This window comes from Thermogemmatispora carboxidivorans, assembly GCF_000702505.1.
Taxonomy (GTDB): domain Bacteria; phylum Chloroflexota; class Ktedonobacteria; order Ktedonobacterales; family Ktedonobacteraceae; genus Thermogemmatispora; species Thermogemmatispora carboxidivorans.
The window spans coordinates 4,760,054-4,784,395 of sequence record NZ_JNIM01000001.1; the positions used below are offsets into that span (position 1 = coordinate 4,760,054).

General features: G+C 60.5%; 16 protein-coding genes. 6 read left to right on the forward strand and 10 right to left on the reverse strand.

Features of this window, described 5'->3' with window-relative positions; translation table 11 throughout:
* The first annotated feature begins 145 nt into the window (after positions 1–145).
* Positions 146–1,516 (forward strand): calcium:cation antiporter, encoded by a 1,371-nt coding sequence (locus tag N688_RS18850; RefSeq protein ID WP_052890722.1) that lies wholly within the window; start codon positions 146–148, stop codon positions 1,514–1,516.
* Between the two features lie 192 nt (positions 1,517–1,708).
* Here N688_RS18850 and N688_RS18855 read toward each other — a convergent pair whose 3' ends face one another.
* Entirely contained in the window at positions 1,709–3,739 is a 2,031-nt protein-coding gene (locus N688_RS18855) for an inactive serine/threonine-protein kinase VRK3 (protein WP_052890723.1), read from the reverse strand.
* A gap of 684 nt (positions 3,740–4,423) precedes the next feature.
* Here N688_RS18855 and N688_RS18860 point away from each other — a divergent pair.
* From N688_RS18860 to N688_RS18880, 5 genes are read left to right on the forward strand one after another with little or no spacing between them, the layout of a single operon-like run.
* The gene (locus tag N688_RS18860) at positions 4,424–4,966 is read left to right on the forward strand and encodes an NADH-quinone oxidoreductase subunit J family protein (RefSeq protein ID WP_162179589.1); all 543 of its coding nucleotides are present in this window, start codon (positions 4,424–4,426) and stop codon (positions 4,964–4,966) included.
* Positions 4,967–4,978: 12 nt separating this feature from the next.
* Positions 4,979–5,296: an NADH-quinone oxidoreductase subunit NuoK gene (gene nuoK, locus N688_RS18865; protein ID WP_052891559.1), complete on the forward strand. Its 318-nt coding sequence runs from the start codon at positions 4,979–4,981 to the stop codon at positions 5,294–5,296.
* A gap of 6 nt (positions 5,297–5,302) precedes the next feature.
* Complete coding sequence (gene nuoL / locus N688_RS18870; RefSeq protein ID WP_052890725.1) at positions 5,303–7,546, forward strand: NADH-quinone oxidoreductase subunit L; 2,244 nt, start codon at positions 5,303–5,305, stop codon at positions 7,544–7,546.
* Positions 7,547–7,561: 15 nt separating this feature from the next.
* The gene (locus N688_RS18875; protein ID WP_052890726.1) at positions 7,562–9,187 is read left to right on the forward strand and encodes a complex I subunit 4 family protein; all 1,626 of its coding nucleotides are present in this window, start codon (positions 7,562–7,564) and stop codon (positions 9,185–9,187) included.
* A 12-nt stretch (positions 9,188–9,199) separates the two neighbouring features.
* On the forward strand, positions 9,200–10,729 hold the full coding sequence (locus tag N688_RS18880) for an NADH-quinone oxidoreductase subunit N (RefSeq protein ID WP_052890727.1): 1,530 nt from the start codon (positions 9,200–9,202) through the stop codon (positions 10,727–10,729).
* A 152-nt stretch (positions 10,730–10,881) separates the two neighbouring features.
* Here N688_RS18880 and N688_RS18885 read toward each other — a convergent pair whose 3' ends face one another.
* The 9 genes from N688_RS18885 to N688_RS18925 form a co-directional block, all read right to left on the reverse strand.
* The gene (locus N688_RS18885; protein ID WP_052890728.1) at positions 10,882–11,373 is read right to left on the reverse strand and encodes a hypothetical protein; all 492 of its coding nucleotides are present in this window, start codon (positions 11,371–11,373) and stop codon (positions 10,882–10,884) included.
* Between the two features lie 813 nt (positions 11,374–12,186).
* Positions 12,187–13,428, reverse strand: coding sequence for a helix-turn-helix transcriptional regulator (locus N688_RS18890; protein ID WP_052890729.1), 1,242 nt, complete (start codon positions 13,426–13,428; stop codon positions 12,187–12,189).
* Positions 13,429–13,480: 52 nt separating this feature from the next.
* Entirely contained in the window at positions 13,481–14,722 is a 1,242-nt protein-coding gene (locus N688_RS23840) for a helix-turn-helix transcriptional regulator (protein WP_052890730.1), read from the reverse strand.
* 52 nt (positions 14,723–14,774) lie between these two features.
* Positions 14,775–16,007, reverse strand: coding sequence for a helix-turn-helix transcriptional regulator (locus tag N688_RS18900; protein WP_052890731.1), 1,233 nt, complete (start codon positions 16,005–16,007; stop codon positions 14,775–14,777).
* 186 nt (positions 16,008–16,193) lie between these two features.
* Positions 16,194–17,813: a hypothetical protein gene (locus N688_RS18905; protein ID WP_052890732.1), complete on the reverse strand. Its 1,620-nt coding sequence runs from the start codon at positions 17,811–17,813 to the stop codon at positions 16,194–16,196.
* Positions 17,814–18,001: 188 nt separating this feature from the next.
* Positions 18,002–18,982 (reverse strand): ring-cleaving dioxygenase, encoded by a 981-nt coding sequence (locus N688_RS18910; RefSeq protein WP_052890733.1) that lies wholly within the window; start codon positions 18,980–18,982, stop codon positions 18,002–18,004.
* A gap of 379 nt (positions 18,983–19,361) precedes the next feature.
* The gene (locus N688_RS18915; protein WP_052890734.1) at positions 19,362–20,714 is read right to left on the reverse strand and encodes a glutamine synthetase family protein; all 1,353 of its coding nucleotides are present in this window, start codon (positions 20,712–20,714) and stop codon (positions 19,362–19,364) included.
* A gap of 381 nt (positions 20,715–21,095) precedes the next feature.
* Entirely contained in the window at positions 21,096–22,292 is a 1,197-nt protein-coding gene (locus tag N688_RS18920; RefSeq protein WP_052890735.1) for a hypothetical protein, read from the reverse strand.
* Between the two features lie 515 nt (positions 22,293–22,807).
* A complete protein-coding gene (locus N688_RS18925) occupies positions 22,808–24,079 on the reverse strand; it encodes a zinc ribbon domain-containing protein (RefSeq protein WP_052890736.1) in 1,272 nt (423 codons plus the stop codon).
* Positions 24,080–24,342: the final 263 nt, after the last annotated feature.

Genomic DNA, 24,342 nt, shown 5'->3' on the forward strand with positions numbered 1-24,342 from the left:
ACAATCTGGTACCTTCCGCAGGATTACGGTAGACAGGGGAGGCGAGAATACGCTTAACTACTGGCAGACTGGGGCCGTTTGTTCTGGCCTTTGCCCAGCTCATCGCCAGAAAACGGCCCCGGTGAGCTGAATGGAAGGAACGCTTATGTCGCGTTGGTTCTACAGTCTCTTGCTCTTCGCGGTTTTGGCAGTGGCCCTGGAGTTGCTGCGAGTGGAGATTCCTCCACTGCTGCGCTTTGGATGCGCTGCGTTGGGTATTCTTCCGCTGGCGGCACTGATCGGGCGGGCTGTCGAGGCTGTGGCTGAGCATACGGGCGAGCGCATCGGGGGCTTACTGTTCGCGACCTTTGGGAATGTGACCGAGCTGATTATCGGCCTCTTTGCGCTGAGTGAAGGACTGGTCGATGTGGTGCGCGCCTCGATCATCGGCTCTATTCTGGGCAATATTCTGCTGGTGCTGGGGGTGGCCACGATGGTTGGCTGCCTCAAGCATGGACGGATGCGTTTCGAAACGCGCCCGGCCAGCCAGTACGCTTCGCTGCTGGCGCTCTGTATCGCTGGCCTGCTGTTGCCAGCGGTTGCCGAGCTGCTGGCTTCGCGCGCCGGTCAGAGCCATATTGTCGAGCGCGGCATCCAGCTCTCCGACTTTATTGCCGTCTTGCTTCTCCTCGGCTATCTGGCCTCGATTCTCTTCAGCGTCTTCCGCTTTCGCGACCACCCCGCAGAGGGAGAGGAGGAGAGCGGTGAGAGCTTTGAGCCGGTGCTAGGAGCACGCTCTGAGGCAGCCCTCCTGCGTCTACTCAGCTATCGCCAGCGTCTGGCCCATAGCAATCTGCCCAACAAGAGCGGCGTCTTGCGCGAGCTGGACCGTACTCTTCAGGCGATGGTCTCGGCAGAGCGGGCGGAAGCAACTCCTGCGGCTGCCGCTGAATCACCGTCTCCAAGGCCGGCAGCCGGGGATGCACCCGGCGAACAGAGGGAGGTCACGCCCAGGGCTGGAGAGCGACAGCCGGCCCAGTCGGCCCCACCCTCACCGACAGCGGGCGAGAAAAAGCCCAATCTCTGGCTGGCATTGCTCTTGTTGGCCGCCGCCACCGCAGGAGTAGCCGTCGTCTCGGACATTCTGGTCGCCTCGATTGAGCCGTTCACAGAGCTGCTTGGCTGGAATCCAGCCTTCGTCGGCCTGGTCTTCCTTCCGCTTATTGGCGGCCTACCTGAATATTTCAATACCATTAATATGGCGCTGGATAAGCGGATGGGCATGGTGCTGGCCGCCTCCGCTGGCTCGTCTATCCAGATCGCGCTGCTGGTAGCGCCGATTTTGGTGCTGTGTAGCCTGCTGGCCCCTCAGCGTCTGGACCTGGTCTTTAGCATCGTGGAGATTGCGGTTTTGGCTCTGGGAGCTTTCCTGTTTAGCGAGATTACGCACGATGGTGAGCTGGTCTGGCTGGAAGGACTGCTCTTGATCCTGCTCTACGCGATCATGGGCGGCACCGTCTTTCTCTTCGGCGCCTGAAGCCCACTGAGCTGAGCGAGTGAGGGCAATCAGGCAGCTTTCGCCGGCCAGGCAGGAAAGGCAAGGAAGCGAGGAGCAACGGCGCTCCCCTTCGCTGCCTGGTACATGCCTTTCCTCTGGAGCATGAGGACGCTCCCAGGTTGAACCGGTGAGCGACGGCGGCGCTGCCTGGGCACAAGTCTATGTGTTGCGTTAGTAAGGAATGGGGAGGGCCTGGAGGCTCTCCTGACCGGGACGCACCAGCGGCGACACCAGGATTTCAATGGCAAAGGGTTTTTCATAGAGCGGACGTCGGTGCTCGTCGGAAAAGACAATGTGCAGACGCTCACGACGCCCTCCACGCCCCTTCAGCGGCGGCGGCATGGGTATAGTCACTTCGGCCACGTAGCCGCTGGCCGGTACCGTGATGACCGCTCGCTGCACGACGAAAGCATAGCGCTGGTAAATGGCTGAACGGACCTCGATATGAACGCGCTCGCCATGTGTGAGGGCGCTCAAGCCCACGGGTCGGCTGCCAGCTCGCGAGCCGGGCGGCGGCAGGGCACGGTCTCGCCCCATCAGTCGCACGCGAATGGCGAAGCGCTGACCGGGCTGCAGGCGCAGAGGCGTCTCGATAATGGCAGCGGCAGCGGTCCCACGCTGCTGCTCGCCAACGATGAAGCGCTGAATCTGACGCAGCAGCGAACGCTCCTGCAGACTCTCAGTGGAGCTGGCCTTCACGAGGGCGGTGCTGCTCGACTGGCCAGAAGGCAGGAGCTTCCCCTGCAGAGCCGGCAAGAGGCCCGTAATGCGCTTCTGCAGCTGTTGCGTCACACGCCGCGCCAGCTCGCCAATTTCCTCTAACTCGGAGCGACGACGATCCAGAATATAGGTAGGCAGGGCGGCGATGTCTTCCTGCGGGGCCGGCTCCTCTGGCCAGGTCTGATCTCTGGCCGCAGCAGGAGCCGACTGTCCGTCTCCTCCCCTAGCTTTGTCGGCGACAGAGGTCACATCCACAGCAGGCGCTTGCTGACCCTGGCCGCCACCAGCGATGGGCCCCGTACGACTGGCTGGGCGCCCGGAGCGCTTTCTGCCGCGTTCGCTACTTCCATCCTGTCTCTCGTGACCGGCACGGGCAGCCTGCTCTCCACGAGGAAGCGTCGTAGTCGGACGCGGATAGCGCGCTATTTGTGTGCTCACGTAGGGATTGGCCAGAGACTCGGCCAGCGAGGCGGCGCTCTGGAAGCGCTCGGAGCGCTCAAAGGAGAGCGCCCGCATAACAACAGCCTCAATTTCCGGCTTCACACGGGGATTCAGCTCGCGCGGCGAGCGCAAGTGAGGCGCCGGAGCAGCGGGCGGCGTTCCAGTCAGCAAGAGATAGAGCAAGGCCCCCAGACTGTAGACATCGGAGCGAGCTTCAACCTTACCCTGCTGGACCTCGGGAGCCGTGAAAGGGCCTGGCTTGAAGGGACGTGTAGCCCCAGTCAAGACCGGCAGCAGAGTACGGATATAGAGCGGCAGCCAGCAGAGCAGGAGAGCTGGACGACCGTGGTAATCCAGGCCACCCAGGACCAGAGCCTGGGGGTCCAGCTCACCAATCACAATCTGATGACCGTGGAGACGATCAACCGTCTCGCATAGCTCTTGAATCCATTGCACAGCCACCTGTTCACCAGGCAGCCCGATTCCGCTCTGCAGGGTGTTTTCCAGCGTGTAGAGCCGTCCTCCTTCATTAGCGCCAGCCTGCTTCCCCTCACCTTGAGCCTGGACGGCAGCCCCGTCGCGACCGGCCTCCTGCGCCTCACTCCGAGCGAAGGGATTGCCGGCAATGACATAGATATGGCCCTGATCGTATTCTTGCCGCAGAATAGGCGTGAGATGAGGGATAGCATGACGACGCAGCAGGTCGTACTCGCGCCTGACAAGCTGCGCCGCGCGCTGGCGGGCCTCGGCATCCAGCATACTGATATCGACATCACTGATGATCACCGTCTGCTGCAGACTGACATCGGTAGCCAAGAATAGGCTGATGTAGGGGCGACGGCGCACCAGCGAGGTAATACGATAGCGTTGGCGAAACTCGGCCTCGGCCTCGGCCTCCGCTGAGCGGGGTGAGGCAGCTCCCTCGATACGCCTCCCGCAGGCGCCACAGAAAGCCGCGTGGGGCGGCACAACAGCGTTACACTGGGGACAGCGCTGCGTTTCGGGAGAATCCCGCCTGCTGGTCGTCTGTGTCATGCTCATGGACAGGTGCCTTGCCGTGTGTTATTACACAGATTATTTCTTGCGAGAGAAATGACCACCAAAAGATTATAGCATAGCGAATGGGCGGAGCGTAGCTGAATTGGCCCCATCTCCATCAAAATTCGTCTCGGCTCTTCAGGGCCAGAGAGGTCAGCTCACGGCGAAAGCCGTGGGTACTTGACCGGAAAGCCCGGCATCGGCATGCATCCCCTCACGGCTTCTTTTGAAGCCCTCCTGGTTTTAGGATAGTCGAGTGTGGAATAGCCCAGCCCGCTCCTGGTCAGGCCAGGCTGAACCAGAACCAGGAAGGTTTCTGCCCTTGTCACCTCGTCAGGCTTTTGTTAGAATCTGACGGGAAACAGCGAGGAGTTGCTCACGTCGCACATACGCACGCACGCAAGAAACGAGACAAGAACAGGGCAGATAGATCCACCGCTTCAACGCCGGTCTATCCTGCTACAATGGGAGGGAGGGAGTATGCAGGGCAATAAAGAGGACACTGGCTCGTTTCAGACGAACCTGCTCTTGACCTGATTGATGCCTTCGCGTCGAGCATCGTGCTGTCTCCGCTTCGCCCCTCTCTCCTGCGCTCTGGCCGGCCTGCTGGCAGACCTGGTCAGTGAGGACAAGGCTTGCCTGACTGACGGTGCTCTCAGTGCCCGCTCGATGGAGGACATTTTTTTTATGGATTTAGCCAGCCTGATCTTTTGGATCATCGCCGTTGTGCTGGTTGCTGCGGCGCTGGTCGTCGTGGGCCAGCGAAATATTGTGCATAGCGCGCTGGCGCTGGTGGTGGTCTTTGCAATGGCTTCTGGCATCTTCCTCCTGCTCAATGCCGAGTTCATTGCAATTGTCCAGATCCTCATCTACGCCGGCGCGGTGACGATCTTGATCCTGTTCGCGCTGATGCTGACCCGCATTGCCGGGCAGCGGGTGACCAATCCCAACGCCCGCCCGCTGGCGATGGCGGTGGCGCTGGTGGTCTCCACCCTCGTCGGCCTGGGGATCATCTTCGCAGCAACGGTTAGCCAGTTTGCTCAGTCAGCTCCCGCCGCCCAGTTGCTTCAGGGAACGGTCTGCTCGCTCCCCTCAAATAATGTGATTGCGATCGGTCAGCTCCTCTATAGCCCCTCTTGCTATAGCTATGTGCTGCCGTTCGAAATCGCAACAGTGGTGCTGCTGGTGGCCATCGTGGGCGCGATCGTGATTAGCCGCGAGGAGGAGTAAGTTGCGATGGGCCTGACTCTGACACATTTTGTGGTGCTTGGCGCGGTCCTTTTCTGTATCGGCCTCTACGGCGCGCTCACTAAGCGCAATGCGGTCGCTATTCTGATGAGCATTGAGATTATGCTCAATGCGGTCAATATCACGCTGATCGCTTTCTCTTTCTTTAACCACGTCAAGCCCTACGCGAATCTGTTGACAGGACAGATCTTCGCCATCTTCATCATTACTGTCGCTGCGGCGGAGGCGGCGCTCGCTCTGGCGATGATTATCGCCATCTATCGCAAGCGCCAGACGGTGGATGTTGGCGAAATCGATATGCTGAAGTGGTGATTTGCTATGTACGGTCTGTATGAGTACGCCTGGCTCATTCTGGCCGCTCCGCTGGCGTCGTTCGCGGTGATCGTCTTCGGGACGCGCATGGCCGATCTGTGGAGCCGCCATCATGGGCAGACGGCGCAGGACTACGCGGCCTACCTGCGCGAGGCGGACCCGGCTTTCGCTGCCTGGGAGACGGCGCGCGGCTCCGGCGGCCACGGCGAGCAGCAGCACGCCGCTCAAGCAGCCGGGCATGCTGGCGAGGCGGCGCACGCAGGACATGGGGGAGAGGCCGGACACCACGGCGACCCCTATGATGATGATCCAACGGTGCCGTATTTGACTCCCTGGGCGAAGCTGAGCGGCTACGTGGGTGTCGTTTTGATGCTGCTCTCTTGCCTCTATTCCTGGGTGCTGCTCTTCGCTTCGCTCGGTCTGCTCCCCGGTACTCCTCGCTTGCCCGAGGAAGGGATCACGCTCTTCTCCTATACCTGGGGCAGCGATGCCGCTTTCCAACCCTATACGATCGCTTTCCATCTGGATAATCTGGCCCTGGCGATGACGGTGGTGGTGACAACCGTCTCGCTGCTGGTGCAGTTTTATTCACAGGGCTATATGGCGCAATCCGCCGGCTATGCCCGCTTCTTCGCTTACTTGTCTCTCTTCGCTTTCTCGATGCTGACCATCGTCTTCGCGGCGAATTTCCTGGTGATTTTCGTCGGCTGGGAGCTGGTCGGCCTGAGTTCTTACTTGCTGATCGGTTTCTGGATTAATAAGCGGGCTAAGCCCGCTGAGGAGCGCCCTGCTCCTTCCAGCGCTGCGCTGCAAGCCTTCGTCATGAACCGCATCGGTGACGTGGGCTTTATTCTCGGCATTATGATCCTGTTCGCGACGACGGGCACCTTTGATTTCGCAACGCTGGCCGGCAACGGCCCCCACGGGGTGGCTCAGGCTTTCGCCGGTAATCAGGCCCTGCTGACCCTGGCGATGATCCTGGTCTTCTGCGGCGCCATTGGGAAGTCGGCGCAGGTCCCGCTCCATACCTGGCTGCCGTCGGCAATGGAAGGCCCGACTCCGGTGAGCGCCTTGATTCATGCGGCGACGATGGTGGCCGCCGGCGTCTATATGGTAGCCCGGACGTTCGCGCTCTTCTCCGCTGCCGGCCCCCAGGCGTTCGAGGTGGTGGCCTGGATCGGCGGGATTACGGCGATCTTCGCGGCAACGATCGGCCTGACACAGACGGACTTTAAGCGGGTGCTGGCTTTCTCGACGATCAGCCAGCTCGGCTATATGTTCGTGGGCCTCGGGGTGGCCGGCACGGAGATCGGCCCGGGCGCCGGGATGTTCCATCTGTTTACGCACGCTTTCTTTAAGGCTCTGCTCTTCTTGGGTGCCGGTAGCGTGCTGCATGCGCTCCATCACGCCATGCATCGCGAGGTCCAGGATATGCGCCTGATGGGCGGCCTGGCCCGCTTTATGCCGGTTACGGCGGCTACCTGGCTGATCGCCGGCCTGTCGATCTCTGGCTTCCCCTTCTTGTCCGGTTTCTATAGCAAGGAGACGCTGATTTCGCTGGCTTTCGAGCATGGCAACTATGGGCTGTGGGCGATTACGCTGGTGACTGCCGGCCTGACGGCCTTCTATATGTTCCGCGCCTTCTTCCTGGCCTTTGGCGGTAAGGGTGGCGCGCTCGGTGGAATCTGGGGCGGCCCCTATCGGGGCGAGGGAACGCCGCATGAGTCGCCGGTGACGATGACGCTGCCGCTGGTGATTCTGGCTGTCTTCTCGATTTTTGCCGGCTACTGGGTGGGTTTCTTCCAGTATCTGGACCCGCATGCGCCGCTGCTGGATCTGGGCAAGATCTTTAGCGACGGCCTGACCTGGCTGGGGGTGGCGCTCTCTCTGTTGGGCATCGCCTGGGCCTATGTGCTCTATTGCGCGGTCGGGTGGGAGCGCGTCCATAAGGTGGTGGAGGCGAATGCGGTTCTGCGTTTCTTCCATCGCTTGCTGCTGCACCGCTATTATGTGGATACGCTCTATGACTGGATTGTGCGCTATGTGGTGCTGGGCCTCTGCCATGTGGCGGCGGCTTTCGATCGCTTTGTGGTGGATGGCATTGTGAATGGGGTGGCCGGCCTGGTTATGGAGCTGGGGAGCGGTCTGCGGCGCGCGGAGACTGGCAAGGTGCAGGCGTATATGACGGTCTTTTTCGGTGGGATCGCGGTTTTTGCCGTGGTTGTCTTTGTGCTGGCTACGCTCAGATAGAGGGGAGGGAGCGCTGTGATCTTTACCTACGATCTCACCTGGATTCTTTTGCTGCCGACGCTCGGCGGGGTGCTGGCGATGGCAGCGCCGGCGCGCCTCTCACGCTGGGTGGCGCTGGCCTTTAGTGCGGCGACGCTGGTCCTCTCGCTCTGGATTTTCTGGCGGATTGCTGCGGCTACCGGCTACCATTTCGGGTCGGTGACGGACCCGAAGGCCGATCCGGCTTCGATCGATGTGGTGCAGCTCCCCTGGATTGCGTTCCAGCTCGGGTCGGTCTCCTTCCGCATCGATTATTATCTGGGCGTGGATGGCTTGAGCCTGCCACTGGTGATCTTGAATGCTTTGCTGACTGTGCTGGCGGTGATCGGTGGCTGGGAGAAGCCCCGGGTGAAGGAGTATATGGCCCTCTTGCTGCTGCTGGAGGCGGGAGTGATGGGGGTCTTTATGGCGCTGGATTTGTTGCTCTTCTTCTTGTTCTGGGAGGTGGAGCTGGCGCCGATGTTCTTGCTGATCGGGATCTGGGGCAGCGAGACGGAGAAGCATGGGATGCCGGGCCGCATTTATTCGGCCTGGAAGTTCTTGTTGTATACCTTCTTCGGCAGTATCTTTATGCTGGCTGGAATCTTGCTGGTCTATTTCCAGGCCGGCCAGAGTACGGCCAGCCTGCCAGTGCTGATGCAGCATCTGCTGCCAGCCAGTACGGGGGTGACGCTCCCGTTGCTCGGGGTGACGATGGGGTCGCAGTTGCTGGCTTTCTTGCTGGTCTTTGTGGCCTTTGCGGTCAAGATCCCGATGTTCCCCCTGCATACCTGGCTGCCGGATGCGCATACGGATGCCCCAACTGAGGTGAGCGTGATTCTGGCCGGCGTGCTGCTGAAGATGGGTGCCTATGGGCTGATCCGCATCTGTCTGGGCCTCTTCCCGGATGGGCTGCAGCAGTTCGCGCCTCTGCTGGTGGTGCTGGCGGTGATCAATATTCTGTATGGGGCAGCGATCTGCCTGGTGCAGAAGGATATGAAGCGCCTGGTGGCCTACTCCAGTGTGAGCCATATGGGGGTGATTCTGTTGGGCGTGGCGGCGGCGGCAATGGCGATCCATACGAGTAATCCCGATGTGGCCCGCTTTGGGACGGCGGCTTTGATGGGGGCGACGGTGCAGATGATTAGCCACGGGTTGATTACCAGCCTGCTCTTCTTCTGCGTGGGTGTGATCTACGATCGGGCCCATACGCGCGAGATCGAGATCTTCGGCGGGGTGGCGAAACGGATGCCGCTGTGGGCGACTCTCTTTACGTTCGCCGGTCTGGCTTCGCTCGGTTTGCCGGGCCTGGCGGGCTTCGTGGCGGAGTATATGGTCTTTACGAGTAGCTACCGCATCTGGCCCGTGCCGACGGCGATCGCTGTCTTTACGATGATTCTGACGGCGGCTTATCTGCTGTGGATGCTGAAGCGGGTGCTCTTCGGCCCCTTCAATCTGCGCTGGAATTGGCTGCCCGATGCTTCGTGGCGCGAGGCGATCCCTCTGGTGACGCTGGCAGCCTTCATTGTGCTGGTCGGGGTCTACCCGGGGTTCTTGCTGGATGTGATCGTGCCGGCACTGCATCATTTGCTGCCGGTGGCTACAACGGCCCTGGGTCGCTAGGAGGCGCGTGCTATGGCTACGGGTTTCAAGGTTGCTGATCTCTACTTGCTCTCGCCGGAGCTGAGCCTGACGCTGTTGGCGCTGGTGGTGATGGCAGTCGACCTGTTCGTGAAGCGCCGCGCGATTACGGCAACGGTGGCACTGGTGGGCTTGCTGGTGCCGGCTTTCTTGACGATCTCTCTTATTCTGACGAATACCGGTACGACCCGCCATGCTTTCTTTAATATGCTGGTAGTCGATAACTACGCCTTGTTCTTTAAGGTGGTCTTTCTGTTGATCGCGGCGGTGATGATCTTGTCTTCGTACTCGTACGTTTCGAAGTACGTGCGGGGCGCGGGCGAGTTCTATACGCTGCTGCTTTTTTCGACGACCGGCATGATGTTGATGGCCAGCACTGGCGAGCTGATCTCTCTCTATATCTCGCTGGAGCTGACCAGTTTCCCGCTCTATGTGATGGCCGGGCTGCTGCGTACGGATCAGCGCTCGGCTGAGGCGGCGGTGAAGTATGTGCTGTTGGGGGCGATGTCGTCGGCGATCTTGCTCTATGGGCTGGCGCTGCTCTACGGGCTGACGGGCACGACGGATTTGTTGAGTATCGCCGGAACGTTCGCTAAGGGCCTGCAGGATGGAAATCTGTTGGTGATCGTGGCCGATATTCTGATCCTGGCGGGCTTTGGCTTTAAGATTTCGGCGGTGCCCTTCCATATGTGGGCGCCCGATATCTATGAGGGGGCCCCGACTCCGGCGACGGCTTTCTTCTCGGTCGGTTCGAAGGCGGCAGGCTTCGCCGGCTTGCTGCGCATTTTCTTCTACGGCGGGCTGAATCTGCGCGATCTTCCTCAGTTGGTGGTGGTGGTGGCGATTATGGCCATCTTGACGATGACGCTGGGCAATGTGGTGGCGGCGGTGCAGTCGAACGTGAAGCGTATGATGGCTTATTCGAGCATTGCTCAGGCCGGCTATCTGCTGGTGGGCTTCTGCGCTAGCCTGGCAACGGGTCGCCCGGAGGGCAATGCGGCTGTGCTCTTCTTTATCCTGGTCTATGTGCTGACGAATCTGGGGGCCTTCGCGGGGATCATCGCCCTGGCCAATGCGACGGGCGGGGAGCAGATCGAGGATTTCCGCGGTCTGGCGCGACGCGAGCCGCTGGTGAGTCTGGGAACGGCGCTCTGTCTGTTGTCGCTGGCCGGAATTCCTCCGGTGGCTGGCTTCTGGAGCAAGGTGTTTCTGTTCAGCGCGGCCTGGAGCCAGGGGGTGGAGATGAATCAGCCCTGGCTGCAGTGGCTGGTGATTATTGCTTTGCTGAATAGTGTGGTGTCGCTGGTCTACTACGGGCGCATTGTGAAGGCGATGTACTTCGATGCTCCGCCCAAGGAGGATCACCTGTCGACACCGCTGGGCTTGAGTTCGTCGATTGTGTTGGCGACGGCGGCTTTGCTGGTGTTGATTGTGGTGGCGCAGGTGGTGCTGAATTGGGCTTTGCCAGCAGCTTCGATGCTCTTCGCTTCAGCGCAGGGCGTGCTGACGGCTTTGGGGCACTAGCTTAGCTACTTCGCCTGTGTGCTTGGGAGTCTGGCAGGCTCGCAGTTCCGCTGACAAGGGAGGGGGACGCTTCACGCATGCGTGAAGCGTCCCCCTCCCTTTCCATAAAATTACGCTGCCACTCGCTGGATTTGACAGGATGTTTTCAGGATTCAGACAGGATCAGTTGACTCTGGTGAGAGGACAGCCTTCGAAGGGCGTAGTTCTTCTGGATGAAATGCACAGTAGAGCTTATGGGGCAGAAATTGATCGGCAAGTTGCTGCCACTGCTCGATGATGGCTCCTCCATCCGGTTGCTGGCTAAAGTGCAAAGGAATGAACTGATCGAGTGCATGGCGCACGGAAGCGATCAGGAAGAAGTCTCGCAGGCCAAGGTCGATTAACTCGTAGAGGCGTTGCTCTAAAGCGCGCAGCGGGGGCATGCCAGCCTGCGGCGTCGGTGTCAATTGGGCGATTTCACGCTTGAAGGCACGGTATTTCTCTTGCTGTGCCCCGCAGAGAGCTTGCGCCAGGTCTAGCCAGAGAGAGTTGAGGTTGCAGACGCAGGCTGCATAAGGCGATCGTGCGGGAAAGGCCCGCTCAACCCAGGTGGTTAGGAGGATGCTTAGGGCCTCAACGAGATCGATTTTTGCTGAATGAGTCATTGACTGATCCTTTCATCTAAAACTGGATATCAACATCCACTATACCAGAGGCAAAGTTACCTTCATAATCATAGACCGTTGCTGCCACACGCACCCCCCAAAGCTCACCTGGATCGATGTTTCGACTCCAGATATAAGCTCCTTTCCGAGGACACCAATAGGAGAGACCGGGGCGTGTATTTTGGTAGTTATATTCCGGCCCCATCTCACCCTGAACCCACCATAAGCAGCCCCATAGTTATCGGTTGACAGTAGATGGCATAGGCCTTAAGAACGATGACCCTGAGCCTTGCCGAGCAATTGATCATACCCTGACCCCACATCTTCAGCCTGCCAGTCCTCCCACCCAATGCTTGCAGAAAACACGTCCATATCGCGGGCCTGGTTGCGGCAGTCGTAGCATGAGGATGCAAAATGATGCTATGAGTGCTCTTCTCGAGAGCAGGGGACGCCGATGCTCGTTGATTTGTAGCCAGTAAGGTGGTGGCCAATATAATCAAAATCTTTGTCACCCACGACAGAGCACTTCCTACCTACCTGCCTGCCTGTCTGCTTGCTTGCTCGATGTCAATTGCTTCATTTTATAGAGCCTCCTCTTCATCATCTTAAAGAAGTTATATTGTTGGCACTATACACGTTAATATACTATGATTTATCTTACATTTCAATAGAATTTCAGGAGACGGATAGCCTTTGCAGATATTGAACTCAAACTGAGTCTTTTGGAGATCCCTCTTCTTCTGCTAACACCCCAGAGCAACATTCTTCGACCTCGGTTTTACGTACCTCCGGCTTCCGCCTCCCGTTCCTAGACTAGTAGATGCCGAGTGTGAGGCCGAGCCATTGCACGCTGGCATGGCCCGGCGCCTTCGCGTTCAGGCTGGCATACAGCCCCCTCAGCTCCGGCTCCACTTTCACCGACCCCATCTGCTGCGCCACATCCCACGCTCTCGCCCCCAGCCAGGCGCTCTGCTCTACCTCCCCCCACGTCAGAAACAGCTTCGCCTCCGTCACATCCAGATACATCTGCCAGGCTCCCACGTCACGCCCCAACCCTGAGCGCGCCTGCGCCAGCTCTCGATAGGTCTCCCCCAAACGCTCGCTTGCTCCCTGCCGCTGCACCAGTGTCAGCAGCAGCTTCGCTCTCTCGTGGTGCACCGCCGCCCGGTTCAGCTTCAACTGCGAAGCGTCCTCTTCTCCTCCCTCCACTCGCTCCACCAATTTGAGCGCCTCCTCCTGCCACCCTCGCCACTGCCGCTCGTCTCCCTCTCCCACCTCCGCCAGCACCGTCGCCGCCCGCAGGTACAGATTGCCCCCTAACGCCGGCCCTACCCGCTTCACCCAGCTCAGTCCCGCCTGCGCCGCATCTCTGGCCTGTGCTGCTGCTCCTATTTGTCGATAGAGATCCATTAGACGATAGAAGGCCAAGCCAATGAGCGTTGGCTCATCCTGCTCTTGACCCAGCCGGAGTAGTTCGCTGGCCAGACTCAAGGCTACGCTGCTCTGGTGATCCCCCTGCGAGTGTCTGGCAACAGAGCTGGCCCGCAGCAGGTAAAGGCCCAGCAGCCAGAGCCAGGCCTCGCGCTCGCTGGCTGGTGCCTCCTTCACCTTCTGCCGCAGCCTCCCCAGCCAGCGCGGCATCCTCTCTGCCAGTATGCGAAATTGACCGGCATACAGTAGCCGGCTCGCCAGCGTCAACAGATCCTCGTACTGATAGTAGCCCTCCAGGCTGACCACCTCGGCCAGCCGCTCGTAACTGGCCCCTGGCTCTCCCTCCTTGCCCACATAGGCCACCTGCTCCCAGGCCAGCCCCAACAACGCCGGCGGGATCTGTAAAAACCTGGCCAGTAACACGCGCCGCTCTGGATCTGCCAGATACATCGTCGCCTCCCAGTAGCTCACCGTCTGCTTCTTGACTCTCAATGCCTGCGCTACTTCTGCTCGACTGTAACCTCGCCGCTGCCGGTAGTCGCTCAGGACTGCCCCCATATGCGGTAGATTGTGTTTCCCCGGCGCATACTCCCCATAACGCCGCCACCAGTGCATACCACTCATCTCTTGCCTCCTTTGTCTGGCAGACACCCTGCACCTTGCATCGACGCCGCCTCTATACCATGCCGAGTGTGAGGCCGAGCCATTGCACGCTGGCATGGCCCGGCGCCTTCGCGCTCAGACTGGCATACAGCCCCCTCAGCTCCGGCTCCACTTTCACCGACCCCATCTGCTGCGCCACATCCCACGCTCTCGCCCCCAGCCAGGCGCTCTGCTCTACCTCCCCCCAGGCCAGAAACAGCTTCGCCTCCGTCACATCCAGATACATCTGCCAGGCTCCCACGTCACGCCCCAACCCTGAGCGCGCCTGCGCCAGCTCTCGATAGGTCTCCCCCAAACGCTCGCTTTCTCCCTGCCGCTGCACCAGTGTCAGCAGCAGCTTCGCTCTCTCGTGGTGCACCGCCGCCCGGTTCAGCTTCAACTGCGAAGCGTCCTCTTCTCCTCCCTCCACTCGCTCCACCAATTTGAGCGCCTCCTCCTGCCACCCTCGCCACTGCCGCTCGTCTCCTTCTCCCACCTCCGCCAGCACCGTCGCCGCCCGCAGGTACAGATTGCCCCCTAACGCCGGCCCTACCCGCTTCACCCAGCTCAGTCCCGCCCAGGCCGCCGCACCGGCAGACGTGCGATCCCCCACTTCCAGATGACGGTGAGCCAGGTGGAAGAAGGCCAGGCCCGTTAAGGTCGGATCATCCAGTTCGCGCGCCAGGCCCAGCAGCTCCTGTGTCAGGCCCAGCGCTTTCCATCTCTGAGCAGCCCCTGGCTGATGACTGGCTAGCCAGGCCGTCAGATGGAGATACTGACCCTGCAGCCAGAGCCAGGCCTCGCGCTCGCTGGCTGGTGCCTCCTTCACCTTCTGCCGCAGCCTCCCCAGCCAGCGCGGCATCCTCTCTGCCAGTATGCGAATCTGACCGGTATACTGCAGCCGGTTAGCAAGCGTCAATAGATCCTCGTACTGATAGTAGCCCTCCAGGCTGACCACCTCGGCCAGCCGCTCGTAACTGGCCCCTGGCTCTCCCTCCTTGCCCACATAGGCCACCTGCTCCCAGGCCAGCCCCAACAACGCCGGCGGGATCTGTAAAAACCTGGCCAGTAACACGCGCCGCTCTGGATCTGCCAGATACATCGTCGCCTCCCAGTAGCTCACCGTCTGCTTCTTGACTCTCAATGCCTGCGCTACTTCTGCTCGACTGTAACCTCGCCGCTGCCGGTAGTCGCTCAGGACTGCCCCCATATGCGGTAGATTGTGTTTCCCCGGCGCATACTCCCCATAACGCCGCCACCAGTGCACACCACTCATCTCTTGCCTCCTTTGTCTGGCAGACACCCTGCACCCTACATCGACGCCGCTCCTATACCATGCCGAGTGTGAGGCCGAGCCATTGCACGCTGGCATGGCCCGGCGCCTTCGCGTTCAGGCTGGCATACAGCCCCCTCAGCTCCGGCTCCACTTTCACCGACCCCATCTGCTGCGCCACATCCCACGCTCTCGCCCCCAGCCAGGCGCTCTGCTCTACCTCCCCCCAGGCCAGAAACAGCTTCGCCTCCGTCACATCCAGGTACATCTGCCATAAGCCTACGTCACGTCCCAACCCTGAGCGCGCTTGCGCCAGCTCTCGATAGGTCTCCCCCAAACGCTCGCTTTCTCCCTGCCGCTGCACCAGTGTCAGCAGCAGCTTCGCTCTCTCGTGATGCACCGCCGCCCGGTTCAGTTTCAACTGCGAAGCGTCCTCTTCTCCTCCCTCCACTCGCTCCACCAATTTGAGCGCCTCCTCCTGCCACCCTCGCCACTGCCGCTCGTCTCCTTCTCCCACCTCCGCCAGCACCGTCGCCGCCCGCAGGTACAGATTGCCCCCTAACGCCGGCCCTACCCGCTTCACCCAGCTCAGTCCCGCCTGCGCCGCCCCCTTCGCTGACGTCTCGTCGCCTCCCTCCAGATAGCAACGAGCCAGGTGGAAGAAGGCCAGGCCATGTAACGTCGGATCATCCAGCTCGCGCGCCAGGCCCAGCAGCTCCTGTGTCAGGCCCAACTCCGCCCCCATTTGCGGCTGATGACTGGCTACCCCAGCCGCCAGATGGAGATACTGACCCTGCAGCCAGAGCCAGGCCTCGCGCTCGCTGGCTGGTGCCTCCTTCACCTTCTGCCGCAGCCTCCCCAGCCAGCGCGGCATCCTCTCTGCCAGTACGCGAATCTGACCGGTATACTGCAGCCGCTTAGCAAGCGTCAACAGATCCTCGTACTGATAGTAGCCCTCCAGGCTGACCACCTCCGCCAGCCGCTCGTAACTGGCCCCTGGCTCTCCCTCCTTGCCCACATAGGCCACCTGCTCCCAGGCCAGCCCCAACAACGCCGGCGGGATCTGTAAAAACCTGGCCAGTAACACGCGCCGCTCTGGATCTGCCAGATACATCGTCGCCTCCCAGTAGCTCACCGTCTGCTTCTTGACTCTCAATGCCTGCGCTACTTCTGCTCGACTGTAGCCTCGCCGCTGCCGGTAGTCGCTCAGGACTGCCCCCATATGCGGTAGATTGTGTTTCCCCGGCGCATACTCCCCATAACGCCGCCACCAGTGCACACCACTCATCTCTTGCCTCCTTTATCTGTCAAGAGGGCAAAGAACATTTCCTACGAGGGAGTGTAGCATTCAGTTCAGCTCTTTTCAATGGATTGAAGCCCATAGCTTTCGCTACACAATTTTGCTTTTGGCAAGCTTTTGAGCGACGATCTCGGGGGAGGGATGAGAAGGGGATTCAGAGGGCCTCAGCTCTGCTCAGGCCCTCTGGCCAAACAAGGCCCGAATCTGAGAGACGGCTTCCTCAAGCGAAATCTGGCGATCCTGCACGCGCCGCAGAATATCCTCCAGCGCCGGCGTCTCCTCTCCAACGGCCTCAGCAGCGGTCGCAGCGGTCGTCGACGATGGCGTCGCCTCTGGCTCTGCTCCAGACCTGGCGGGCTGCACTTGCGCTGGTAGAGAGGAACCCAGGTTCGCGAGCACTCCGCTGCGCCGCGCCTGCCAGAGATAGGAGGCCAGCACGATTAGCCCGACCAGCAACCCTACCACACTCTCCTGCGTCAGCCGCGGCCAGTTCTCTACAGGGGAGCCAAGCGCCAGAGTCCCCAGGGAGAAAAGAAGGACCGCCCCGCCGACGGTGGTCGCCAGCACTCCACCGACCAGCGCAGCCAGAATGAAGCCCTGGCACGGTAGCAGAGCACGCTCTGGCTCCTCTCGATAGCGCCGCATCAAGAGCAGATTCAGCGGCAGCGTGCCCAGGCCAACCAGCAGCGGCGCCACCCCATCGATCCAGTCGCCAGGCTGCGGCAGGGCTCCTGTTGGAAACAGCGTGAAAAGGAGGGCCAGCAACAGACGCCCGCTCCCAGCCCAGAACAGCAGCGCCAGCAAGGCTGCAGTCATAGCCAGCAGGCTGTAGCGCAGCAGAGCCCGCGCCCGCAGTGGATCAGACACCTGCTTCACCTCACTCTGCAGCCAGAGCCAGGCGAAGCCAGCCACCAGCAGGCCGACCAGCACCATACCGGACGGCAGCGTGAAAAACAAGGCCCCAGGCGGCGACAGCAGAGCCGTTGCCTGGATCTTCTCCCCCGTCAGGAAGCGCAGGAGCAGATCCAGCAGAGCGGCCCACTCATCGAGAATTAAGAAGAGACCATAGGCCAGCACACCACCATAGAAGAGGCGCCGCAACCACGAGCCAGGGTCGTGACGATTGAGATAACCATAGACAAACCAGGCCAGCCCAAACCAGAGCGCCGTCGCCAATGGCCCTCTCAGATCGGCGTGACCATTGACGACAGCGGATGGCGCAACGTGCCCACCGCCGAGCAGGTAGGAATCAAGCGCCAGCGAGAGGAAATAATTCGTGGCGCTCACCAACGGGAAGAGAAGGATGAGCTGAACGCCGTAGACATGAAGACGCTGAAAAAAGCGCGCCAGCCCGGAGCCAACTGGCAGACGCCGCCGCTCCCACTCCAGAACCAGCAACCCGGCCAGCACCGCCAGACCAGTGGCCGCATAGCCACTTTGGAACTGGGTGAGCACCTGACCGAGCGAGAAGATCGCGATCGGAGCCAGCACCAGCTCACTCAAATTGAGAAAAAAAGCGCGCACAGCACCACTGCCAGCCGCCGGGTCCTGACGCAGATCGCGACGCAGCAACCAGTAATGCAGCCCCCCCAGGACAGCGACGAAGAGAAGGACCGTCACAGCAAAAACCAGCGCCTGTACCACCTCAGCCCGATCAGGGACCGCCTCATAGCCGGGCCGCAGCGGAGTCAGACGCCAGAGCGGATCAAGCAGGCCAGCGAGAGCATAGATGACAAGACTGAGCAGGAGAAGCAGGATCACATACAGATAGCTGCGGTAGAGATTGCGAGCCACGGTGCACGCTCCTTTCCCAGGCTGCCGATGGACAAACCTGGACTTACAGACACAGCGGGGTCTCTCTTGCTGTTGAGCTAAGCATACACGATAGCCGCGCGGACGGCAATGAATCGTTTTACCGTCGACCCACTGCCGCCTCGCCTGGCCACCAGATAGTCCGTGGCTCGCCTTACTCTCCCCTTGACTTAGACCCCAGCCAGCAGATCCAGCGGCTCGATCGGCTTCAGACCGGCCTCGATTCGCGCCCGGTACGGCTCCAAAAACGGTGGCAGAGAGAGGCGCTCGCCCAGATGCTCAGGGTCCTCGTCGACCGCGAAGCCCGGCAGGTCCGTGGCCAGTTCGAAAAGCACACCACCTGGCTCGCGGAAGTAGATCGAATGAAAGTAGAAGCGATCGATGATCGGCGTCACTGTGCGATTGACCGCCGCCACGCGCTCGCGCCAGGCCCGATGCTCCTCATCCGTAGGCACACGGAAGGCCACGTGATGGACGCCGCCGACGCCGACGAAACGATGGAAGGGAGCATCTGGCTGGATCTCTACCTGTACCAGCGTTCCAGGCCCTCCCGGACCAACCTCAAAGGCCACCACCTCGTAGCCATTGCCCTGCTGATAGCTCCCCACCTGACGGAAGCCCAGCACCTCGGTCAGGAAACGCGCCGATGGGGCCAACGCACGCAAGGTCAGCTGCACCCCATAGAAGCCCCAAATCGCATACTCAGCGGGCACAGGACTGCGGCGCCAGGCGACGCCCTGCAGCCGTCCACCGTCGTCGACCAGCTCCAGGCGCTGGCCCTCGGGATCACGGAACGGCAGACTAAGCTCCCCATCTGGACCACGGCGCCGCAGCTCATCATGCTCCACATGCAAGCGTGCAAAACGCTCCTGCCACCAGCGCAGCGCCTCCTCACCGCTGACCCCCAGCATGATCGTCGAAATGGTGCCCGCCCCGTGGCGATGACGCTCTAGCTCCGGCCAGTCGAAAAACGTCAGCTCGGTGCCGGGATGGCCCAGCTCATCGCCATAGAAGAGATGATAGGCCGAAACATCATCCTGGTTGACCGTCTTCTTGACCAGACGCATCCCCAGGACCTGCGTATAAAAGGCCACATTCAGCGAGGCGTTACCCGTCACTGCCGTCACATGATGAATACCTTGCAATTGCATTGCTCTTGCTTCCTTCCTTACTCCTGCTTCCGACCCGCTAGCTCTCACGCCTTGCCCTCCATAGAGAAGAGCGAAGGGCCAGCCAGCCAGCCAGCCAACATGCACAAGCTCTGGCACCAACTTCATAAGCATCTGATCTGACCAGCAGCATCAGGCCCGAGACCGCCTCTGCCAGATCGCCCCATTCGCCAGATAGTCTACTATAGGAAACACACCGGCCTTCCCAGAACTTCCCAGCGAACTAACGGCCCAGGACGACGCGACAGTCCTGCAGATCTCCCTTGTACGCATACCACCACAATAGTGGTGCATGGACCACCAGGCGGCGGTCCATGCACCACACCGGCCAGAGAGTTCAGAAGGAAGCGTGTATGACTAACTAATAGATCTCCAGATACTCCTCGCGCTCCCAATCGGTCACGTGGGCTTTAAAGCGTGCCAGCTCGCTGCGTTTGGCCCGCGTAAAGACCTCCACAAACTCATCGCCCAGCAACTGGCGGAACTCCTCATCGCGCTCTAACGCATCCAGGGCCTCATCGAGCGTCGTCGGCAAAGGCGGAAACTCGCTATGCTCTTCAGCCAGACCCGAGACCGCCGCCGGTGGCAACTCCTGGTCGCGCAGGCCCAGCACGCCCGCGGCAATCACCGCCGCAATCGATAGATAGGGATTACTCAAAGCAGTGGGCAAACGATTCTCCAGATGCGTACGCTCATCGCGGCTATTCTTCGCCCGAATCATCGCCGAGCGATCCTCGGGTCCCCAACTGATGTTAGAGGGTGCGAAATGGTGCGGCACGAAGCGATGGTAGCAGTTGGGCGTCGGCGCCATCAGAGCCATCGCCGCATTGGCGTGCTTCAGCATGCCCTGCGTAAAATAGTAGGCCGTAGGCGACAGCCCATATGGATCATTGGCGTCGAGAAAAGCATTCTGGCCCGTTGCCTTCGAGACCAGACTGACATGCGTATGGGCGCCACTGGCCGACTGATCGCTGAAGGGCTTGGTCATGAAGGTCGCATGGTAGCCGAGCTGACGGGCGATCATCTTGACGCCGTTCTTGAAGGTGAAGCCCAGGTCAGCGGCCCGCAGGCCAGTATGGGCCCCATAATTGATCTCGAATTGACCGGGACCGTACTCGCAGTTGGCCGTGATGATATCGATGCCGATTTGCGGCATCAGCTCGACGATGCGCTCCGTCACTGGTACCGCCAGGTTGCGCGACGTATTGAAGATATGCAGACCATTGAAGACCGGGGTCATGGTCATCGGATCAAGCAGATAAAACTCATATTCCAGGCCGATGACCGCCTCGTAGCCGAGCTTGTCCAACTCGGCCAGGACACGGCGCAGCACATGGCGTGGTGCCGCGTAAAGCGGAGTGCCGTCCTGCCAGTAAGCATCGCAGATCAGGCGCGCCGTGCCACTCAGCCAGGGCACCACGGCAGCCGTCGATAGATCAGGAATGAGCATCTGGTCGGCGTAATTCTTCTCTTCATTGTACCTGGTGCCCTGTACGACAAACGAGCGGCTATCGAGGGCAACGGTGCCGCCATACATATTCAGGCCCTTCTCGGCATAGCCACGCACCTTATTCAGAGGGATCAGCTTGGAGCGGGCCACGCCATGCATGTCGGGCAGCTCAAAGAGTACTGTGCGAATACCCTGCTCCTCCCAATCGGCCAGAAGCTGATCTAGAGAAATGGCGGTGCTCTGGTCCTTGTGCGTGATCGTCATCGCGCAAACCTCCATTCAGAGCAGCTGAACTGCTGAACACTGATGAATCGCCGGCTGGCCCCTCACTCAACCACCAGACCAGGACGCTGACTACAATGCAGTGTAGCTGATGAGAGAGGCTCACCAGCCTGGGTGCTGTCACGATGCGCGGGGACAGCAGTCCCTGTCTTCCCGCTTATACGGTAGTCTACTCAAGGGACAGGTAAATTGCAGGTTTGCCGCTCTCAGATGGCACAATGAGGTAGTTGCGGGAAGGAGAGACGGAGAGACGGGGAGGGAGGAGGCCAGGACGATGGCCTACGCCAGCCACTCGTCGAGCAGCCAGCGCAGGTCAGATGCATCGCTGTCAGTGAGAGCTAGAGCTGCCTGGGTGGCAGCTCTTTAGGAGGCAAGCACTCCTGTCCAGGTGCCTCTAGCCGAGGGGAGATAGTCCGTGGCCCCATGATCACATTGCAGCGACGTATAAGGGGCGCTGTAGTTCCCACTGGCAAGCTGACTGGAGGAAAAGTCTCCCACCAGCGTCATCGCCTCGAACGAGGAAGGCGCCGTACAGGTAATTTTCGTATTGCCTTTGGTGAAAACATAACTGTCCTCCACCATCAGGCGCATGTAACGGATGTGCCCTTGCCGATAGGTGCCGGAACAGCGTGCGATCCAGCGCTGATGGTAGGGAACCCCTTGAACGCTACCATCATAGGTATGAACGAGCTGGTCATCATCGCTGGTGCAGACGGTGCCACCAGCCGGATCAGGCTGCCCCGTCACAGCGAGCTGCATGGCGTACGAAATCGCTTGACCATCGCTATCCTTACCCCGGATCAGGACGTTGAGCTGAAAGGAGGTATCGTCGGGAGGCGCGCCGTGTGGCCCTGGAGTATGGGCCTGACCTTGCTGGACAATGTCAATAGCGACAGCCGCGGTCTTCTTACTTGTGCTCGTATCAATGGCAGTGAGCTGGTGAGTGCCTAGCGGCCAGAGACTATTGACATTCAGGTAGCAGGCCAGCTCTCCCTGGCTACTGCTCTGGCCCTGAAAGCTCCGACCAGTCATCACCTGCCCATCGAGGGCGAACTCGACCATCGCGGAGGGAGAAAAATGCTGACCAGAGACGTAGAGCTGGGTTCCACTGGCGGCAGCTGGCACGTTGCCTACAGAGTAGCGACTCTCAACGCTGATAGTCGGCTGCTCAGCAAGAAACGCCGAGTGCGCTCTCAAGTAGAGAAAGGTCGCGATGCAGGCGACAGGCACCACCACCAGAATCAGCACCAGACCGCTAATGAGCGCGGCCACCAGCGGCCCCGATCTGCGCTTAGGACGCTCCGGCCCGCTCGTAGCAAAGGGAGGGGGAAAAGCCGAAGGCGGCGGCCCATAGAACCAGCCAGAGGGAGGCGGCGGCGGGGTTATAGCTGGAGCTGGGGATGGGACTCCTGGACTGGCAGGCTCTGCCCTGGACACCGGATTCGGGACGGTGCTCCCAGTGGCAGCCGCCGGCCCGCTGCCAGTGCGCGCCTGCCCACACTGAGGACAGATCAGGGTCCCAGACGCCAGCTCGGCCCCACAAACAGTGCAGCGTTCCATTCCTTGCTTCCTTTTACTCTCTGTTACAGCCTCATTGCTCCAATTCCAAGACCACCCTCCCCTTCTACCGTTTCCTGCTAACGAGATCTTCGGCGGGTACTGTGTTGAAAAGCAACGATAGCATAAAACGATGCTCTTCTATTGACAGACGTGAATCATAGCACGGAAAACCTCCTCTGTACAGGGTCTGGTTCGCAGGTTTCGCACAGCAAAGCGCCGCGCTGCCTCCCCGCCACCGCCTGTGGCCGTAGTGCCGGCTCTGCTCAGCCCCCCCTCACAGCAGAAGCGTCTCCATCCGCCTTCTCTGAGCGGGATAGCAGCGCTTGCTCCCCCCGTCGCAGCATGCGGTGAGCGGGAACTGCGTTCCCGCTCACTGGTGACCATCGAGGAAGCACGTAAATACGGAGGTTATGGTGAAGGGCTGGCCGCCCACCGAAAACGCAGACTCCCCCATCTTTTGAATGGGGGAGTAGCAAGAAGCAGGGCAGGGTTCACCAGAGACCAGGGCCATAGCGCTACGCGAGGAGCTGGCCCTCCCAGGTCCCCGTTGATGCCTGCACTTGCGAGGAATTCCCATTATCACAGCTATAGGAGTAGGCGGGCCCGCTCAAAGTCCCCTTCACATGCGTGGCATCGACAAAGCTCCCCTCGGCCTGGACCGTATGCGGAGCAGTGGTACAGGTCACATTGCCCTGGGATGTCTGAAAGACCACTTGATCCTGGTTATAGATCTCCTTGTAGATGATTTTGCCACCGCGATACGTTCCCTGGCAGGTCGCCACGAGCGTCTCCTGGTAGCGGATACCACTGGAGGTCACCCCATTCAGCGTATGCGGCTGCCCATCGTCCTTCATTCCATTGGCATAGGTCGCGCAGACCGTGCCTCCGGCAGGGTCGGGATGACCCGTGACTGTGAACGTACCGCTCTGAGTCGCCGAGCCGTTGGAAGCCGTAAAGGCGATCTTGAAGCTGGCATCGTCGGGCGGGGCCCCATTGGGACCAGGCGTATGGGCCTGCCCCTGCGGCACAATCACCACCGTCACCCCCTCCTGCACGCGGTTGCTGCTGGCATCCGCCGCCGTGAGCGTATGCTGACCAAGCTTCCAGCCGCTCGTCACACTCAGCTTCACATTCAAAGCCCCGTTGCTATCGGTTTTAGCGTTCACTCCTGGAAGGGGCTGACCATCCAGATAAAAGGTCACCTGCGAATCAGAGGCAAACTGCTGACCACTCACCTGCAAGCTCGTCCCCGTAGCCCCCGCTGGCAGACTGCCCACGTGATAGGCACTGCTGACCCTGAGCTGCGGTTGCCCCTGCCCCACATGCAGGAGGTTGAGAGCAACCAGGACACCACCTACCACCAGTACCACCACCAACACCACTCCAATGAGCATCAGTGACGGTCGGCGCAGCGGACGCTGGTTCCGGCCTGCAGGAGGGATAGGATAGAGAGGCGGATATTCGAACGAAGAAGGTGGCGGAGGTGGTGGCGTGAAAAGGTCCTTCCCCGCAGGCTCCGTCTCCGGTCCTACCCCATAGGGGGGAGTTCCATACTTGGTCATCGCATAAGGATCAGACCCCACCGCTGGCACTGTTCCCTGGTATGGCCCAACGGGTTCCGGCCCGGCCTGGCGCGTCGGGTCGAGGGCTGGCCCAGGTGCATGAGCACCAGCGTCAGCCCGCTCTGTCGGCTCATGAGGCGTGGCTCCATAGACTGGTAAGCCACAGCGCCCGCAGTAATAAGCATCGGCAGGCAGAGTGGCGCCACAATGAGGACACCGTTGCATGCTGACACAGCCTCCTGGTCGGTTCACTAGTCATCGCTCAGTCTGCAAGAAAACGCGACACACAACAAGGTAATACTTCACACCGGGCCCCTATCCCGAAAGCCAGTTGCGTTGTTGGTCACTCACCTGACTGACAAGGCAAGCTGCTCATCTGTTAAACGTAGCCAGGAAGCGATTCTCTCACCCTACAAGACGAGCCTCTGAACGCACGCAGCTCCGCCTGCGTCGCCACCGCCCGCCTTCTTTGACAGTAAGCCACTTTT

Bases quoted from the DNA above. Each gene is read 5' to 3' on its own strand.
- N688_RS18850 (WP_052890722.1), top strand. From the start codon at position 146: ATGTCGCGTTGGTTCTACAGTCTCTTGCTCTTCGCGGTTTTGGCAGTG.
- N688_RS18855 (WP_052890723.1), bottom strand. From the start codon at position 3,739: ATGAGCATGACACAGACGACCAGCAGGCGGGATTCTCCCGAAACGCAG.
- N688_RS18860 (WP_162179589.1), top strand. From the start codon at position 4,424: ATGGATTTAGCCAGCCTGATCTTTTGGATCATCGCCGTTGTGCTGGTT.
- nuoL (WP_052890725.1), top strand. From the start codon at position 5,303: ATGTACGGTCTGTATGAGTACGCCTGGCTCATTCTGGCCGCTCCGCTG.
- N688_RS18880 (WP_052890727.1), top strand. From the start codon at position 9,200: ATGGCTACGGGTTTCAAGGTTGCTGATCTCTACTTGCTCTCGCCGGAG.
- N688_RS18885 (WP_052890728.1), bottom strand. From the start codon at position 11,373: ATGACTCATTCAGCAAAAATCGATCTCGTTGAGGCCCTAAGCATCCTC.
- N688_RS18890 (WP_052890729.1), bottom strand. From the start codon at position 13,428: ATGAGTGGTATGCACTGGTGGCGGCGTTATGGGGAGTATGCGCCGGGG.
- N688_RS23840 (WP_052890730.1), bottom strand. From the start codon at position 14,722: ATGAGTGGTGTGCACTGGTGGCGGCGTTATGGGGAGTATGCGCCGGGG.
- N688_RS18900 (WP_052890731.1), bottom strand. From the start codon at position 16,007: ATGAGTGGTGTGCACTGGTGGCGGCGTTATGGGGAGTATGCGCCGGGG.
- N688_RS18910 (WP_052890733.1), bottom strand. From the start codon at position 18,982: ATGCAATTGCAAGGTATTCATCATGTGACGGCAGTGACGGGTAACGCC.
- N688_RS18915 (WP_052890734.1), bottom strand. From the start codon at position 20,714: ATGACGATCACGCACAAGGACCAGAGCACCGCCATTTCTCTAGATCAG.
- N688_RS18920 (WP_052890735.1), bottom strand. From the start codon at position 22,292: ATGGAACGCTGCACTGTTTGTGGGGCCGAGCTGGCGTCTGGGACCCTG.
- N688_RS18925 (WP_052890736.1), bottom strand. From the start codon at position 24,079: ATGCAACGGTGTCCTCATTGTGGCGCCACTCTGCCTGCCGATGCTTAT.